Raw genomic sequence first — 14,607 nt, forward strand, 5'->3', positions numbered from 1 at the left:
TTGACGCCCGGGCACCGGCCGGTGGGTAGCCAGCGCGCTTTGTCCGGTTACTTTTCCAGTGTGAACTGGTCGACGTCGGTGTAACCCTGGCGGAACAGCTTCGCGCAGCCGGTCAGGTACTTCATGTAGCGGTCGTAGACAGTCTGCGACTGGATCGCGATGGCCTGATCCTTGTTGGCCTCGAGCGCTGTGGCCCACATGTCCAGCGTCCTGGCGTAGTGCAGCTGCAATGACTGGACCGCGGTGACCCGGAAGCCGACCTTCTCGGCGTACTCGTGCACCGTCGGGATGGACGGCAGCCAGCCGCCGGGGAAGATCTCGGCCAGGATGAATTTGGTGAAGTGAACCAGTTCGTGGGTCAACGTCAGGCCCTTTTCCCTGCCTTCTTTGAAGGTGGGGCGCACGATGGTGTGCAGCAACATCTTGCCGTCGGCGGGCAACGTGCGGTGGGTCACCTCGAAGAAATGGTGGTAGCGCTGGTGGCCGAAGTGCTCGAACGCGCCGATCGAGACGATGCGGTCGACGGGCTCGTCAAATTTCTCCCAGCCCTCCAGCAACACTCGTCTGGAGCGGGGGGTGTCCATTTGGTCGAACATTTTCTGGACATGACCGGCCTGGTTCTCCGACAACGTCAGGCCCACGACATTGACGTCGTATTTCTCGATGGCGCGCCGCATGGTCGCGCCCCAGCCGCAGCCGATGTCCAGCAACGTCATCCCGGGTTCGAGGTTCAGCTTGCCCAGGGCCAGGTCGATCTTGGCGATCTGGGCCTCCTGCAGCGTCATGTCGTCGCGTTCGAAGTAGGCACAGCTGTAGGTCTGGGTGGGGTCCAAGAACAGCCGGAAAAAGTCGTCGGAGAGGTCGTAATGAGCTTGCACGTTTCCAAAATGCGGCGTGAGCTGCACGGACATACCGATTGAGCCTTTCTGTGTTCCGAGGCCCGCATCCGCTTGCCTCGACGCACCCCTGATCTATCCCCGATGCATCCCTTGCATGCTAGCTGCTGAAAGGCGGCCCAGTCGCAATCGGCGCCATGACCAGCTGTCGCAGCCGTCAGCGAAAATCACCAGGCGCGCCGCCAGGCACCGATCGCCAGGCCCACAACCAGCAGCGCACCGGCCTGACGCACGTGCAGCCAGGCCAACGCGGCATACCACAGCGGCCACACCGGAAACGCCGGTGGCGGCTGCTGGGGCCGCCGTCGCAGGAAATAGGGCCACACTTTCGCCAGCCGGGGCAGCGCCCGGCGACCAGCAACGCGGCCAGGGCATGGCAGCCAGCATGACGTTTACGGCGATAAGTAGGTAGAAGCCGACCATCATGGCCAGTGTCACGGTGCGCGCGCACGTTTCGCCGAGTAGCACCGGCAGCGTTCGGATACCCAGCGGTTCGTCGTAACCGATCTTGTCGATGTGCTTACCCATCAGCACCGTGGTGCACAACAGCCCGTAGGGGAGCGACGCCAGCACGACCTCCCAACCGCCCGCGCCCACCGCGGCGTAGTAGGTTCCAGCGCACGCTCGGGTGAGCCGCAGCTGGTGGTTCGTCGAGGCGTGGTATATGCGGCACGGTTGGCCCCGGTAGCGGCCGGGTGCGGGGCATAGCGGGCGCGCGCGTAGGTGGCGCTGTCAGTACTGACATCGGTGTCGTAGAGATCGTTCATAAGGTTGTTGGCGATGTGCGCGCATGTGATTCCCACCACAGGACGAGCCAGCGCCAATCCAAGCCAGGCTCGCCGATCGCCAACAGCCCCGCGACCAGGCCGGAGACCAGGGTCATCGGCAGCACTGCGGCCCGGGTGACGACGAGCCACCGGGTGACCGTGTCGGTCGGCCCGTCAGCTGGCGGGTTGGTGGTGCGAAGTGCGTAGGCCCACGATCTGAGCCGGGAGCCCGCGCCCGCGTCGGGCATCCCTAAAGCCTAGACCTGCCCCCAGGCAGGCACGATCGGCGAAGGATGCGGCTGCTCGCGAAACTTCTCCAACGATCCGCCGGCCTCGACGATGCCGCACAGTGCGCTCCAGCTCAGCATCGTCAGGTAGTCGATCAGTTCGTCACTGCTCATGCGCGGGTCTGACATCCAGGAGTGGGTGGCCAGCTGCACGCCGCCCACGATCAGATATGCCCACGGCTCGACTCCGCCGGTGTCCATCCCGGCTTCTTGCATGCGGCGGCGCAGCATCACCGCGAGCATGCGGGCAATGATTCGCTCCGAGTCGGCAATCACTTTGCTTTTGCTGGCCGAGCTATTCGCCATCACGAACCGATACGGCTCCGGTTGGGCCGCCACGGTCTCGACATAGACCCGGATGATTTCGCGGGTCAGTTCGAAACCATCCATATCGGCCGACAGCGCAGCGATCATGTTGGGGATCAAGGTGGTCTGCGTGAACCGCATCATCACGGCGGTCGTCAGGTCGTTTTTGTCGACGAAGTAGCGGTAGAGCACGGTCTTGGAGACCCCGATCTCGGCCGCTATCTCGTCCATGCTGAGGAAGCGGCCATGCCGGCGAATCGCCTCAATCGTGCCGTCCACCAGCTCATTGCGGCGCTCCACCTTGTGCTGGTGCCAGCGTCGCTTGCGACCATCCGTCTTCACGGTCACAGCCGGGATACGCTCTGCCACTGTTGCCAATTCCCATTCACTAGACGCTCCCGATACTACGGCCAATTGGGGGTCCTGCTGGCACATTGGACGCGCGCGCGGGGTGCGCAGGACAGTGTCGTCACATTAACTGGTGCCGGTGATAGCGGATGATGGTGTGGTGGCACATAGAGCCGAGGTGTCGGGCTCGCCGCCGCCACGGCTGAATTTGAGCACCCAGCCGACGGTGGCGCGGCGTGTCCGCGCCTCCTTCGCGGAATCCTTCGCCGCAGCCGATCCGGAGGCGGATGCCGCCCGGCGGATGGCGCTGCGTCGGATGAAAGTGGTGGCAGTGGGGTTTTTGGTAGGCGCCACCGGCGTGTTCCTCGCTTGTCGCTGGGCACAGGCCGATGGCGCTGACCACGCGTGGCTGGGTTATCTGGGCGCTGCGGCGGAAGCCGGTATGGTCGGCGCCTTGGCGGACTGGTTCGCGGTGACCGCGCTGTTCAAGCATCCGCTAGGCATTCCGATCCCGCATACGGCGATCATCAAGCGCAAGAAGGATCAGCTGGGCGAGGGCCTGGGCACCTTCGTACGGGAGAATTTCCTGTCGCCGCCGGTCGTGGAGACCAAGCTGCGTGATGCGCAGATACCGAGCCGGCTTGGCAAGTGGTTGTCAGAGGCCACGCATGCCCAGCGGGTGGCGGCCGAGACCGCAACGGTGCTGCGGGTGCTGGTGGAGCTGCTGCGTGACGAGGACATCCAGCAGGTGATCGACCGGATGATTGTGCGTCGTATCGCCGAACCGCAGTGGGGTCCGCCGGCGGGCCGGGTGCTGGCGACGTTGCTGGCCGAGAATCGGCAGGAAGCCTTTATCCAATTGTTGGCCGATCGGGCGTTCCAGTGGTCGCTCAACGCCGGGGTGGTGATCCAGCGGGTGGTGGAGCGTGACTCGCCGAGTTGGTCGCCCCGATTCATCGACCACCTGGTTGGCGACCGTATCCACCGTGAGTTGATGGAATTTACCGACAAGGTGCGCCGCAACCCCGATCACGAGTTGCGCCGTTCGGCTACCCGCTTCTTGTTCGATTTCGCTGACGACCTGCAACACGATCCGGCCACTGTCGCGCGCGCCGACGCGATCAAAGAGGAGCTAATGGCGCGCGATGAGATCGCCACTGCGGCCGCGGCGGCGTGGAAGACACTGAAGCGGTTGGTGCTCGAGGGTGTTGACGACCCGTCCAGTGCGTTGCGCACCCGCATCACCGATGCGGTCATCCGGATCGGCGAATCGCTTCGTGACGATGCCGACCTGCGTGACAAGGTAGACAGTTGGACGGTGCGGGCGGCCCAACATCTGGTCTCGGAGTACGGGGTGGAGATCACCGCGATCATCACCGAGACGATCGAGCGCTGGGACGCCGAGGAAGCCAGCCGGCGAATCGAACTGCACGTCGGCCGAGACCTGCAGTTCATTCGGATCAACGGAACAGTGGTCGGGGCGATGGCAGGGTTGGCGATCTATGCGATCGCGCAACTGTTGTTCTGACGGGTGCTAACAAACGCTTGCAATAGCAAGCACTTGGACGTACTCTGGTGGCCGTTGCACCGATCACCCCGAGCTAGGAGTAGCCAATGTCGTCGGAGGAGAAGCTGGCCGCCAAGGTGTCCACCAAGGCCTCCGATGTGGCTTCCGACATCGGCAGCTTCATCAGGTCGCAACGTGAGACGGCGCACGTCTCGATGCGGCAGCTCGCCGAGCGGTCCGGCGTCAGCAATCCGTACCTGAGCCAGGTTGAGCGCGGATTGCGTAAGCCGTCCGCCGACGTGTTGAGCCAGATCGCAAAGGCGCTGCGGGTCTCGGCCGAAGTCCTTTATGTGCGCGCCGGGATTCTCGAGCCCAGCGAGACCAGTCAGGTGCGTGACGCCATCATCACCGATACGGCGATCACCGAGCGTCAGAAGCAGATTCTGCTCGATATCTACGCGTCATTTACCCACCAGAACGAAGCCACCCGTGAGGAGTGTCCGAGCGATCCGACACCGACCGATGACTAGCCGTTGGCCGGCTGTTTTGCGCACCGGCTGGCGGGTAATCAAACCTGAAGGACAGTCATCTGGGTGAGGTCGACCGCAGGCTGATCCAGCCGATCGGCCGCGCTGGCCAACAGCGACTCCGTCGATGACGTGCAGCAAAGGAGACATGTAGTGACCGGATCAGCTGGGCCTGACATCTACGAACTCGACCGACAACCGACCCGACGATCAGGAGGTTTCCCCGGCAAGTCGCGTGCCATGTCAATCCGCGGGTCTTGACTAGTCCTCCCTGGAGGAGCCGACGCTTGCCCCAACGTCCAGACCAAAGATGTAAGAACGCCGATATCAGAAAATAGTTAATGAAAGGAATACCCATGGCTGAAAACTCGAACATTGATGACATCAAGGCTCCGTTGCTTGCCGCGCTTGGAGCGGCCGACCTGGCCTTGGCCACTGTCAACGAGTTGATCACGAACCTGCGTGAGCGTGCGGAGGAGACTCGTACGGATACCCGCAGCCGGGTCGAGGAGAGCCGTGCTCGCCTGACCAAGCTGCAGGAAGATCTGCCCGAGCAGCTCACCGAGCTGCGTGAGAAGTTCACCGCCGAGGAGCTGCGTAAGGCCGCCGAGGGCTACCTCGAGGCCGCGACTAGCCGGTACAACGAGCTGGTCGAGCGCGGTGAGGCCGCTCTAGAGCGGCTGCGCAGCCAGCAGAGCTTCGAGGAAGTGTCGGCGCGCGCCGAAGGCTACGTGGACCAGGCGGTGGAGTTGACCCAGGAGGCGTTGGGTACGGTCGCATCGCAGACCCGCGCGGTCGGTGAGCGTGCCGCCAAGCTGGTCGGCATCGAGCTGCCTAAGAAGGCTGCTCCGGCCAAGAAGGCCGCTCCGGCCAAGAAGGCCGCTCCGGCCAAGAAGGCGGCGGCCAAGAAAGCGCCCGCGAAGAAGGCGGCGGCCAAGAAGGTCACCCAGAAGTAGTCGGGCTCCGAATCACCATCGACTCCGAGTCGCCCACGGGGCGACTCGGAGTCGACGTGTTGGATGCAAACCGCATAGTCTGAATGCGTGAGCCACCTCGTGGGTACCGTCATGCTGGTATTGCTGGTCGCCGTCTTGGTGACAGCGGTGTACGCGTTTGTGCATGCTGCGTTGCAGCGGCCCGATGCCTATACCGCCGCCGACAAGCTGACCAAGCCGGTGTGGTTGGTGATCCTGGGCGCGGCCGTGGCGTTGGCCTCCATCCTGTATCCCGTTTTGGGTGTGCTCGGGATGGCGATGTCCGCCTGTGCGTCCGGCGTGTATCTGGTCGACGTGCGGCCCAAGCTTCTCGAGATTCAGGGCAAGTCGCGCTAACGGAATGAAAGCCCTGGTGGCCGTGTCGGCGGTGGCCGTCGTCGCACTGCTCGGTGTATCTTCCGCCCAAGCTGATCCCGAGGCGGATCCCGGCGCAGGTGAGGCCAACTATGGTGGCCCCCCAAGTTCCCCACGTCTTGTCGATCACACCGAATGGGCGCAGTGGGGAAGTCTGCCCAGCCTCCGGGTCTACCCGTCCCAAGTTGGGCGTACAGCCTCCCGCCGCCTCGGGATGGCCGCTGCCGACGCGGCCTGGGCCGAGGTTCTCGCGCTGTCACCGGAGGCCGACACTGCCGGCATGCGCGCGCAGTTCATCTGCCACTGGCAGTACGCCGAAATCAGACAACCCGGCAAACCCAGCTGGAACCTCGAGCCGTGGCGGCCGGTCGTCGACGACTCGGAGATGTTGGCTTCCGGCTGCAATCCGGGCAGCCCTGAAGAGTCGTTTTAGTGCTCGGCCAACCGACTCGGGCGCAGTTGGCCGCGCTGGTAGACCACACCCTGCTCAAGCCTGAGACCACCCGTGCCGATGTGGCCGCGCTGGTCGCCGAAGCCGCCGAACTCGGCGTCTACGCGGTCTGCGTGTCGCCGTCGATGGTGCCAGTTGCGGTCCAAGCCGGTGGTGTGCGGGTTGCGGCGGTGACGGGCTTCCCGTCGGGCAAGCACGTGTCCTCGGTCAAGGCGCATGAGGCGGCTGCGGCCCTGGCATCCGGCGCCAGTGAGATCGACATGGTCATCGACATCGGGGCTGCGCTGTGCGGTGACATCGACGCAGTGCGCTCCGACATCGAGGCGGTGCGTGCCGCTGCGGCCGGGGCTGTGCTCAAGGTGATCGTGGAGTCGGCGGTGCTGTTGGGACAGTCAAACGCGCACACGTTGGTGGATGCGTGTCGTGTCGCCGAGGATGCCGGTGCCGACTTCGTCAAAACCTCGACTGGGTGTCATCCGGCCGGCGGGGCCACGGTGCGTGCCGTCGAGCTGATGGCCGAGACGGTCGGCCCTCGGCTAGGGGTCAAAGCCAGCGGTGGGATCCGCACCGCCGCCGACGCGGTCGCGATGCTCAACGCCGGTGCCACCAGGTTGGGCCTGTCCGGCACCCGGGCGGTGCTCGATGGGCTCAGCTGACAGCTGAGCGCGCGGGTGGCGGCGTCAAATGTGCGAGAAGCAGGGATTCTGGATGCCGGTGGGGATAGCCGCGTCGCGAGTTGAGAACCGGCTCACCACGCCGGTCGAGGTGACTTGCACGCTGTCCGCGTGAATCCCCAACGGGTAGTTCTTGGTCAGGCTGGAGGTGAACTCGTTCAGCGTCGACTGAACGGTTTCTTTCGGCAGCGAGAACCCGAGCGTGTTGAAATTGATGATCTGCAGCTCCAATCCTTTGCCAGCCACTATCGGCTTGGCTGTGATGTTGTTCAGCAGGCCCTTCAGTTCGACGGTGCCGTCTGCGGGGTGAGTGACCACGCTGCTGGTGACGAAAGCGCCCAGGATCGGAATCGCGTTTTGCACCGATTCCTTGATGCCTTCCGACGACCAGGTAATGGTGGCGTCCAGGGCGCCGATCGTGCCCCTAGAGTTGGGGGTGTTCTTGAGCCGGACGTTCTGGATCGTGAGCTTTATCTGCATGCCCTTGGCATCGCGGATCTGATTGCCCGCGGTTTCCACCGAGATATTGGTGAAGTGCCGCGTAGCGACCTGCCACAGCAGCAGCGGCGCCACACCGAAGGATGCGGTGGCTTGGTCTTTGACCACGCATGCGACCGCTTGGGCGACCTTGCTATTGGCAACATGGCGAGCGTATAGCTCGCCTCCGATCAGCCCGGCGAGGACGAGCGAAAACACGATGATCAGGACAAGAAAGACGGTTAGCGGGTCGCGGCGGGCACGTCGTTTGGTCTTCACCGCCGCTGGCTCTTCCTCTTGCGCAGCCAGCAGGCCCGTTGGGTCCCACGCCTGGTGCGCAGCTTGGCGGCCGGATCGCCGTGTGTGGGCATGCGACGCAGCCAGATGCTCAGTTTGCGGCTCGGGCTGCTGCTCAGGTTGGGTGGGCGGACTCACCGGTTCTTGGATATGACCCGCGGGCTCGCCGGGGCGCAGTCGACCGGTGGATGCTTCGGACGATGCCGGGGGTCGGGCGAGCGGACCTTGATCCCCAGGGCGCGCCCAGGGCGACGGGTCGTACGGTGGACCTTGCGGGTTGGTCACCCACGCGATTGTGCCTTATCGATCTGAACGAAGTCTGTCTGGTTGCGTAGCACCGCAATGCGGTCGCGAGCCGCGGCCACATTGTCGACATCGATGTCGGCGACCAGCAGTTGCGGCTGGGTGCCAGCTGACACCACCACCTCGCCTAGCGGCGAGGCCACCAGGCTGCCGCCTACCCCGGTCGGTGCAGCCGAGCTCGCCCCCACGCCGGTGCGGGCATCACCTGGGTCTGCTTGGCCGGCCGCGGCGACGTAACTCATGGAGTCTAGCGCCCGGGCGCGGGCCAGCAACGTCCACTGTTCGAGTTTGCCCGGACCGGAACCCCAGGATGCACAGACCGCGATCAGTTGGGCCCCGCGCCGCGCCAGCTCGGTATAAAGGGCGGGAAAGCGAATGTCGTAGCAAACGGTCAAACCCACCCGCACGCCGTCGACCACGACTACCACCGGTTCGCGCCCGGGTGCGACGGTACGTGACTCGGTGAAGCCGAACGCGTCATAGAGGTGGATCTTGTGGTAGTGCGCGTCCGGCTGATTGGGCGTGCCCGGGCCGGCTGCGATCAGCGTGTTTGTTACCCGCCCGTCGCCGGTCGGGGTGAACATGCCGGCGATCACGGTGATGCCCGCCTCGGTCGCGATCCGTCGGACTCCGTTTGCCCAGGGTCCGTCGACGGGCTCGGCGACCTGCCGCAGCGGGACACCGAGCCGGCACATGGTCGCCTCAGGAAACACCACCAGCTGTGCGCCCGCGGTGGCGGCTTCGCCGGCGTACTTGCCGACCAGTTGCAGATTGGCGGCGGGGTCGGTACCGCTGCGGATTTGCGCCAACGCGATTCGCATGCGCGCCAGCCTAGGCCCGGCGACGAGCGCGCCGCACCGGCGCGCGCAGGAGCCGGGCAATCCAGCTTGCGCCCGGCGACGAGCGCGCCGCACCGGCGCGCGCAGGAGCCGGGCAATCCAGCTTGCGCCCGGCGACGAGTGCGCCGCACCGGCGTGCGCAGGAGCCGGGCAATCCAGCTTGCGCCCGGCGACGAGCGCGCCGCACCGGCGCGCGCAGGAGCCGGGCAAGCTGGCACCTCAGACGTTGTTCGTGATCCACAGCGTCGTGAAGCGCTGTTCGATGGTCACTAGCTGGCTTAATTGGGTGCCGATAAGCCTCTCCAGCTTCCCGCCAATGAACGGGATACGCACCTGGATGGTGACCTGCAGCGTCATTCGGGAGCCACCCGACTCCGGTATGGGCGAGAGCACGGCGGTGCCCCACAAGTTCACCGGAGCGTCCACGATCGATCCCGCAATGGACGCGGTCGCGATGCCTTCCTTGACCGGGCCCCAGGTCTCCTCGCGCCGTACCGAAAGGTCGCCCCGGTGCAACTGTGTGACCAGGCCGGGCAGATTGTGACTGCGCACCATCTGCAGGGTGACGACTTCGATGGTGCCGTCGTCTCCGGAGTCGCCACCTACGCGTATCGACTCAAGGGTCGCGACGTCGACCGGCGTTTCGGCCAGTCTGGCTTTCCAGTAGTCCGCCTCGTAGAAAGCCCGATGAACCTCCTCGACGCTGCCCTCGTAGTCGGCCGACATGTCGAATGAACGCGGCATAGCAGGTCAGGCTACCCTTACGGGCCATGAAACGGAGCGGTGTCGGTTCGCTCTTTGCCGGTGCGCATATTGCCGAGGCGGTCCCGTTGGCGCCGCTGACCACTTTGCGTGTGGGCCCGATCGCCCGACGTGTCATCACTTGCACCAGCGCCGAACAGGTGGTGGCTGCGCTGCGGCACCTGGATTCGGCGGCCAAGACCGGAGCTGACCGCCCGCTGGTGTTTGCTGGTGGCTCCAATTTGGTGATCGCCGAGAACCTGACCGACCTGACCGTGGTGCGGTTGGCCAATAGCGGCATCACCATCGACGGTAACTTGGTGCGGGCTGAGGCCGGTGCGGTCTTCGATGACGTGGTGGTTAGGGCCATCGAACAGGGTCTGGGCGGACTGGAATGCCTGTCTGGCATCCCAGGATCGGCGGGGGCGACACCCGTGCAGAACGTGGGGGCGTATGGCGCGGAGGTGTCTGACACCATCACTCGGGTTCGGCTTTTGGATCGGTGCACGGGTGAGGTGCGTTGGGTATCCGCGCGCGACCTGCGCTTCGGCTATCGCACGAGCGTGCTCAAACACGCTGATGGGCTTGCGGTGCCCACCGTGGTCTTGGAGGTGGAGTTTGCGCTGGATCCGTCGGGCCGCAGCGCACCGCTGCGCTACGGCGAGCTGATCGCCGCGCTGAATGCGACCAGCGGCGAGCGCGCCGACCCGCAAGCGGTCCGCGAAGCGGTGCTGGCCCTGCGGGCACGCAAGGGCATGGTGCTGGACCCGACCGACCATGACACCTGGAGCGTGGGATCGTTCTTCACAAACCCGGTGGTCACCCAGGATGTTTACGAACGGCTGGCCGGTGACGCGGCCACCAGAAAGGACGGTCCGGTCCCGCACTATCCCGCGCCCGACGGCGTCAAGCTGGCCGCCGGCTGGCTGGTGGAACGGGCCGGCTTCGGCAAGGGCTATCCGGATGCCGGCGCCGCCCCATGCCGGCTTTCCACCAAACATGCGCTGGCGCTGACAAATCGTGGCGGGGCCACCGCCGAAGATGTGGTGACGCTGGCGCGCGCCGTGCGCGATGGGGTCCATGATGTGTTTGGTATCACACTAAAACCCGAACCCGTGCTGATCGGCTGCATGTTGTAGCTGCGTTTTCGCGGCGGGGCGGCCTGGCGCGCATTGCTTAGGGCTGGTTGCCAGGCGTTCTGTGGTCATTCGTGTGCTGTTTCGCCCGGTATCTTTGATACCCGTGAATAACTCCAGCACCCCCCAGAGTCAGGGGCCGATCAGTCGGCGTCTGGCGTTGACGGCCCTTGGGTTTGGGGTGTTGGCACCGAACGTTCTGGTCGCGTGCGCCGGCAAAGTGACCAAGCTGGCCGAGAAGAGGCCGCCACCGGCGCCTCGTCTGACTTTCCGGCCTGCCGACTCTGCCGCCGACGTGGTGCCGATCGCGCCGATCAGCGTCGAGGTCGGTGACGGCTGGTTTCAGCGGGTCGCGCTGACCAATTCGGCAGGCAAGGTCGTCGCCGGGGCATACAGCCGGGATCGCACCATCTACACGATCACCGAGCCGCTGGGCTACGACACGACCTACACCTGGAGCGGTTCGGCCGTCGGCCATGACGGCAAGGCGGTTCCGGTGGCGGGCAAGTTCACCACCGTGGCACCCGTCAAGACGATCAACGCGGGATTCCAGCTCGCCGACGGCCAGACCGTCGGGATCGCGGCGCCGGTGATTATTCAGTTCGATTCACCGATCAGCGACAAGGCCGCCGTCGAGCGGGCACTAACCGTGACCACCGACCCGCCTGTCGAGGGTAGCTGGGCCTGGCTGCCCGACGAGGCGCAGGGCGCTCGCGTGCACTGGCGTCCTCGGGAGTACTACCCGGCGGGTACCACCGTCGACGTCGACGCCAAGCTGTATGGGCTGCCGTTCGGCGACGGCGCGTACGGCGCGCAGGATATGTCGTTGCACTTCCAGATCGGTCGTCGTCAGGTGGTCAAGGCCGAAGTCTCGTCGCACCGCATCCAAGTCGTCACCGATGCCGGCGTCATCATGGACTTCCCGTGCAGCTACGGCGAGGCCGACTTGGCGCGCAACGTCACCCGCAACGGCATCCACGTCGTCACCGAAAAATACTCGGACTTCTATATGTCCAACCCGGCCGCCGGTTACAGCCATATCCACGAACGTTGGGCGGTGCGGATTTCCAACAACGGCGAGTTCATCCATGCCAACCCTATGAGCGCCGGTGCCCAGGGCAACAGCAACGTCACCAACGGCTGCATCAACCTGTCGACGGAGAACGCCGAACAGTACTACCGCAGCGCGATCTACGGTGACCCGGTTGAGGTGACCGGCAGCTCGATCCAGCTGTCCTACGCCGACGGTGACATCTGGGACTGGGCGGTGGACTGGGACACCTGGGTGTCGATGTCGGCGCTACCGCCACCGGCGGCCAAACCGGCGGCGACGCAAATCCCGGTCACCGCCCCGGTCACGCCGTCGGATGCCCCCACCCCGTCCGGCACACCCACGACTACTAACGGACCGGGTGGGTAGCGCGACGGCTAGCTGATGCCTGGTCGCGGGGCCGGATGACGATCTGGTCAAGGTTGACGTGTGAGGGCCGGGTGGCCACGAATCCGATCACCTCGGCGACGTCGGCGGCTACTAGCGGTGTCATGCCGGCATAAACCGCGTCCGCGCGTTGCTGGTCGCCGTCGAAGCGGACCAGCGAAAATTCGGTCTCGACCGCGCCTGGAGCGATCTCGGTGAGCCGGACCGGCTTCCCCAGCAGTTCGCCGCGCAGCGTGCGATGCAGCGCGCCCTGCGCGTGCTTGGCAGCGGTGTAGCCGGCGCCGCCGTCGTACACCTCGAGCGCGGCGATCGAGGTGACGGTGACGATCAGGCCGTCGCCGGAGTCGATCAGCTTGGGCAGCAGCGCGCGGGTTACCCGCAGCGTGCCCAGTACGTTGGTGTCCCACATCCATCGCCAGTGCTCCAAATCGGCATCGGCGACGAACTGAAGCCCCTTGGCGCCACCGGCGTTATTGACCAGCACGTCCACCCGGCTCAGCGCGCGGGCCAACGCTTCGACGGCGGCGTCGTCAGTGACATCGGCCACAATTGCGGTTCCGCCGATCTGGTTGGCCAGCGCGGTGATCCGGTCCGCTCGACGCGCCACCGCGACCACGTGAAACCCCTGGGCCGCAAGGGTTCTCGCGGTTGCCTCGCCGATACCGGAACTGGCGCCGGTGACCACGGCGACTCGCTTGTGGGTGCCGATTGTCGTCATCGGGACAACTCTAATAAACGTGCTAAATTCTCGGTGTGTACCACAGCGCCTTGTTCCGCACGACGACTGCGTGTCTTTTCGCGGGCGCGTGTTGTTGCCGCCCCCTTTGCCGCGCCTGACCGATACACGTCAGCAGGTGTGGCCAACAGGACCCGGCCATTGGAACTCGGATAAGGACGCCCGTGTACTCGACCAACCGCACCTCACAGTCACTCAGCCGCACACCCGGCCGCAAGCACCAGCTGCGATCGCACCGTTACATCATGCCGCCGTCGCTGCACCTGTCCGATTCCGCGGCTGCGTCCGTCTTCCGGGCCGTGCGTTTGCGTGGTCCGGTCGGTCGGGACGTAATTGCTGGATCTACGTCGCTGAGCATCGCGACGGTGAACCGCCAGGTCATCGCACTGCTGGAAGCGGGCCTCCTGCGTGAGCGGGCGGACCTGGCGGTTTCCGGGGCTATCGGGCGCCCACGCGTGCCTGTCGAAGTAAACCACGAGCCTTTTGTCACCCTGGGCATCCACATCGGTGCCCGGACCACCAGCATCGTGGCCACCGACCTGTTCGGCCGCACGCTCGACACGGTGGAGACCCCGACCCCGCGTAACGCTGCCGGGGCCGCGCTGACCTCACTGGCCGACAGCGCTGACCGATACTTGCAGCGCTGGCGCCGGCGCCGTGCGCTGTGGGTCGGGGTGACGCTTGGTGGTGCAGTCGACAGTGCCACCGGTCATGTCGACCATCCGCGGCTCGGTTGGCGTCAGGCTCCGGTCGGACCCGTGCTGGCGGATGCCCTAGGCCTGCCCGTGTCGGTGGCGTCCCACGTCGACGCCATGGCCGGGGCCGAGCTGATGCTCGGCATGCGGCGGTTCGCACCGAGCTCGTCGACGAGCCTCTACGTCTACGCCCGCGAAACCGTAGGCTATGCGCTGATGATCGGTGGGCGGGTGCACTGCCCGGCCAGTGGTCCCGGCACCATCGCGCCCCTGCCCGTCCACTCTGAAATGCTCGGCGGTACCGGGCAGCTGGAGTCCACTGTCAGCGACGAGGCGGTTTTGGCTGCTGCCCGCCGGCTGCGGATCATCCCCGGCATCGCTTCGAGGACCCGGACCGGTGGGTCCGCTACCGCCATCACCGACTTGCTGCGAGTGGCACGAGCCGGTAATCAGCAAGCCAAGGAGCTGCTGGCGGAGCGGGCCCGCGTGCTCGGTGGGGCGGTCGCGCTGCTGCGTGACTTACTCAATCCCGACGAAGTGGTGGTCGGTGGCCAGGCGTTTACCGAATATCCCGAGGCGATGGAGCAGGTGGAGGCGGCGTTTACGGCAGGGTCGGTGTTGGCGCCGCGTGACATCCGCGTGACCGTTTTCGGCAACCGGGTGCAGGAGGCCGGGGCAGGCATCGTGTCCCTAAGCGGGCTCTATGCCGATCCATTGGGTGCCTTGCGGCGATCGGGCGCGCTGGATGCCCGGCTGCAGGACACCGCCCCGGAGGCGCTCGCGTGATCGGCTGACGAGCCGCGTCCGCGCGTGTCACTTCGGTTCCTGCAAGG

15 protein-coding genes and 2 pseudogenes are annotated in these 14,607 nt (G+C 65.4%); 9 read left to right on the forward strand and 8 right to left on the reverse strand.

Annotated elements, in window-relative coordinates; all coding sequences use genetic code 11:
• Positions 1 to 47 precede the first annotated feature (47 nt).
• The 4 genes and pseudogenes from pcaA to MCAN_RS02450 all read right to left on the reverse strand — a co-directional run bounded on the left by pcaA (position 48) and on the right by MCAN_RS02450 (position 2,625).
• Positions 48 to 911, reverse strand: a complete 864-nt coding sequence (pcaA, locus tag MCAN_RS02440; RefSeq protein WP_003402323.1) for a cyclopropane mycolic acid synthase PcaA — start codon at positions 909 to 911, stop codon at positions 48 to 50.
• Between the two features lie 142 nt (positions 912 to 1,053).
• Positions 1,054 to 1,493 (reverse strand): annotated as a pseudogene (locus MCAN_RS20935) (1,4-dihydroxy-2-naphthoate prenyltransferase).
• Positions 1,424 to 1,911, reverse strand: a pseudogene (locus MCAN_RS20940) (1,4-dihydroxy-2-naphthoate prenyltransferase). The pseudogenes MCAN_RS20935 and MCAN_RS20940 overlap by 70 nt, the downstream one beginning before the upstream one ends.
• Positions 1,912 to 1,920: 9 nt before the next feature.
• Positions 1,921 to 2,625 carry a TetR/AcrR family transcriptional regulator gene (locus MCAN_RS02450; RefSeq protein ID WP_003402330.1) on the reverse strand — a complete coding sequence of 235 codons (705 nt, stop codon included), beginning with the start codon at positions 2,623 to 2,625 and terminating at the stop codon, positions 1,921 to 1,923.
• A gap of 136 nt (positions 2,626 to 2,761) precedes the next feature.
• Here MCAN_RS02450 and MCAN_RS02455 point away from each other — a divergent pair, with 136 nt between their 5' ends.
• The 6 genes from MCAN_RS02455 (at position 2,762) to deoC (ending at position 7,094) form a co-directional block, all read left to right on the forward strand.
• A complete protein-coding gene (locus MCAN_RS02455) occupies positions 2,762 to 4,132 on the forward strand; it encodes a DUF445 domain-containing protein (protein ID WP_003402332.1) in 1,371 nt (456 codons plus the stop codon).
• A gap of 86 nt (positions 4,133 to 4,218) precedes the next feature.
• Complete coding sequence (locus tag MCAN_RS02460; RefSeq protein WP_003402335.1) at positions 4,219 to 4,641, forward strand: helix-turn-helix domain-containing protein; 423 nt, start codon at positions 4,219 to 4,221, stop codon at positions 4,639 to 4,641.
• 353 nt (positions 4,642 to 4,994) lie between these two features.
• On the forward strand, positions 4,995 to 5,594 hold the full coding sequence (hbhA, locus tag MCAN_RS02465; protein ID WP_003402339.1) for a heparin-binding hemagglutinin HbhA: 600 nt from the start codon (positions 4,995 to 4,997) through the stop codon (positions 5,592 to 5,594).
• Positions 5,595 to 5,681: 87 nt separating this feature from the next.
• Complete coding sequence (locus MCAN_RS02470; RefSeq protein WP_003898474.1) at positions 5,682 to 5,969, forward strand: DUF2516 family protein; 288 nt, start codon at positions 5,682 to 5,684, stop codon at positions 5,967 to 5,969.
• Between the two features lie 4 nt (positions 5,970 to 5,973).
• A complete protein-coding gene (locus tag MCAN_RS02475; protein WP_003402344.1) occupies positions 5,974 to 6,420 on the forward strand; it encodes a DUF2599 domain-containing protein in 447 nt (148 codons plus the stop codon).
• Positions 6,420 to 7,094 carry a deoxyribose-phosphate aldolase gene (gene deoC, locus MCAN_RS02480; protein ID WP_014000251.1) on the forward strand — a complete coding sequence of 225 codons (675 nt, stop codon included), beginning with the start codon at positions 6,420 to 6,422 and terminating at the stop codon, positions 7,092 to 7,094. The genes MCAN_RS02475 and deoC overlap by 1 nt, the downstream gene beginning before the upstream one ends.
• 24 nt (positions 7,095 to 7,118) lie before the next feature.
• Here deoC and MCAN_RS02485 read toward each other — a convergent pair whose 3' ends face one another.
• The 3 genes from MCAN_RS02485 to MCAN_RS02495 form a co-directional block, all read right to left on the reverse strand.
• Entirely contained in the window at positions 7,119 to 8,171 is a 1,053-nt protein-coding gene (locus tag MCAN_RS02485; RefSeq protein WP_014000252.1) for an LmeA family phospholipid-binding protein, read from the reverse strand.
• Positions 8,168 to 9,010: a carbon-nitrogen hydrolase family protein gene (locus MCAN_RS02490; RefSeq protein ID WP_003402350.1), complete on the reverse strand. Its 843-nt coding sequence runs from the start codon at positions 9,008 to 9,010 to the stop codon at positions 8,168 to 8,170. Before MCAN_RS02490 ends, MCAN_RS02485 begins: the two co-directional genes overlap by 4 nt.
• A 237-nt stretch (positions 9,011 to 9,247) precedes the next feature.
• A complete protein-coding gene (locus MCAN_RS02495) occupies positions 9,248 to 9,772 on the reverse strand; it encodes a DUF2505 domain-containing protein (protein WP_003402351.1) in 525 nt (174 codons plus the stop codon).
• Between the two features lie 26 nt (positions 9,773 to 9,798).
• Between MCAN_RS02495 and MCAN_RS02500 the strand changes: the two genes are divergently transcribed.
• Positions 9,799 to 10,908, forward strand: coding sequence for a UDP-N-acetylmuramate dehydrogenase (locus tag MCAN_RS02500; protein WP_003402354.1), 1,110 nt, complete (start codon positions 9,799 to 9,801; stop codon positions 10,906 to 10,908).
• Positions 10,909 to 10,969: 61 nt separating this feature from the next.
• Positions 10,970 to 12,325: a L,D-transpeptidase LdtMt5 gene (gene ldtMt5 / locus MCAN_RS02505; protein ID WP_014000253.1), complete on the forward strand. Its 1,356-nt coding sequence runs from the start codon at positions 10,970 to 10,972 to the stop codon at positions 12,323 to 12,325.
• Here ldtMt5 and MCAN_RS02510 read toward each other — a convergent pair.
• Entirely contained in the window at positions 12,306 to 13,061 is a 756-nt protein-coding gene (locus MCAN_RS02510; RefSeq protein ID WP_014000254.1) for an SDR family NAD(P)-dependent oxidoreductase, read from the reverse strand. The two genes, ldtMt5 and MCAN_RS02510, sit on opposite strands and share 20 nt — an antisense overlap.
• A gap of 182 nt (positions 13,062 to 13,243) precedes the next feature.
• Here MCAN_RS02510 and MCAN_RS02515 point away from each other — a divergent pair, with 182 nt between their 5' ends.
• Positions 13,244 to 14,560 (forward strand): transcriptional regulator, encoded by a 1,317-nt coding sequence (locus MCAN_RS02515; protein WP_014000255.1) that lies wholly within the window; start codon positions 13,244 to 13,246, stop codon positions 14,558 to 14,560.
• The last annotated feature ends 47 nt before the right edge of the window (positions 14,561 to 14,607 follow it).

Origin of the sequence: Mycobacterium canetti CIPT 140010059 (assembly GCF_000253375.1) — a bacterium.
Classification (GTDB): Bacteria; Actinomycetota; Actinomycetes; order Mycobacteriales; family Mycobacteriaceae; genus Mycobacterium; species Mycobacterium tuberculosis.

Excerpts from the sequence above, each read along its gene's own strand:
- MCAN_RS02510 (WP_014000254.1), bottom strand. The coding sequence starts at position 13,061 with ATGACGACAATCGGCACCCACAAGCGAGTCGCCGTGGTCACCGGCGCC.
- MCAN_RS02475 (WP_003402344.1), top strand. The coding sequence starts at position 5,974 with ATGAAAGCCCTGGTGGCCGTGTCGGCGGTGGCCGTCGTCGCACTGCTC.
- MCAN_RS02490 (WP_003402350.1), bottom strand. The coding sequence starts at position 9,010 with ATGCGAATCGCGTTGGCGCAAATCCGCAGCGGTACCGACCCCGCCGCC.
- pcaA (WP_003402323.1), bottom strand. The coding sequence starts at position 911 with ATGTCCGTGCAGCTCACGCCGCATTTTGGAAACGTGCAAGCTCATTAC.
- hbhA (WP_003402339.1), top strand. The coding sequence starts at position 4,995 with ATGGCTGAAAACTCGAACATTGATGACATCAAGGCTCCGTTGCTTGCC.
- MCAN_RS02460 (WP_003402335.1), top strand. The coding sequence starts at position 4,219 with ATGTCGTCGGAGGAGAAGCTGGCCGCCAAGGTGTCCACCAAGGCCTCC.
- MCAN_RS02495 (WP_003402351.1), bottom strand. The coding sequence starts at position 9,772 with ATGCCGCGTTCATTCGACATGTCGGCCGACTACGAGGGCAGCGTCGAG.
- MCAN_RS02500 (WP_003402354.1), top strand. The coding sequence starts at position 9,799 with ATGAAACGGAGCGGTGTCGGTTCGCTCTTTGCCGGTGCGCATATTGCC.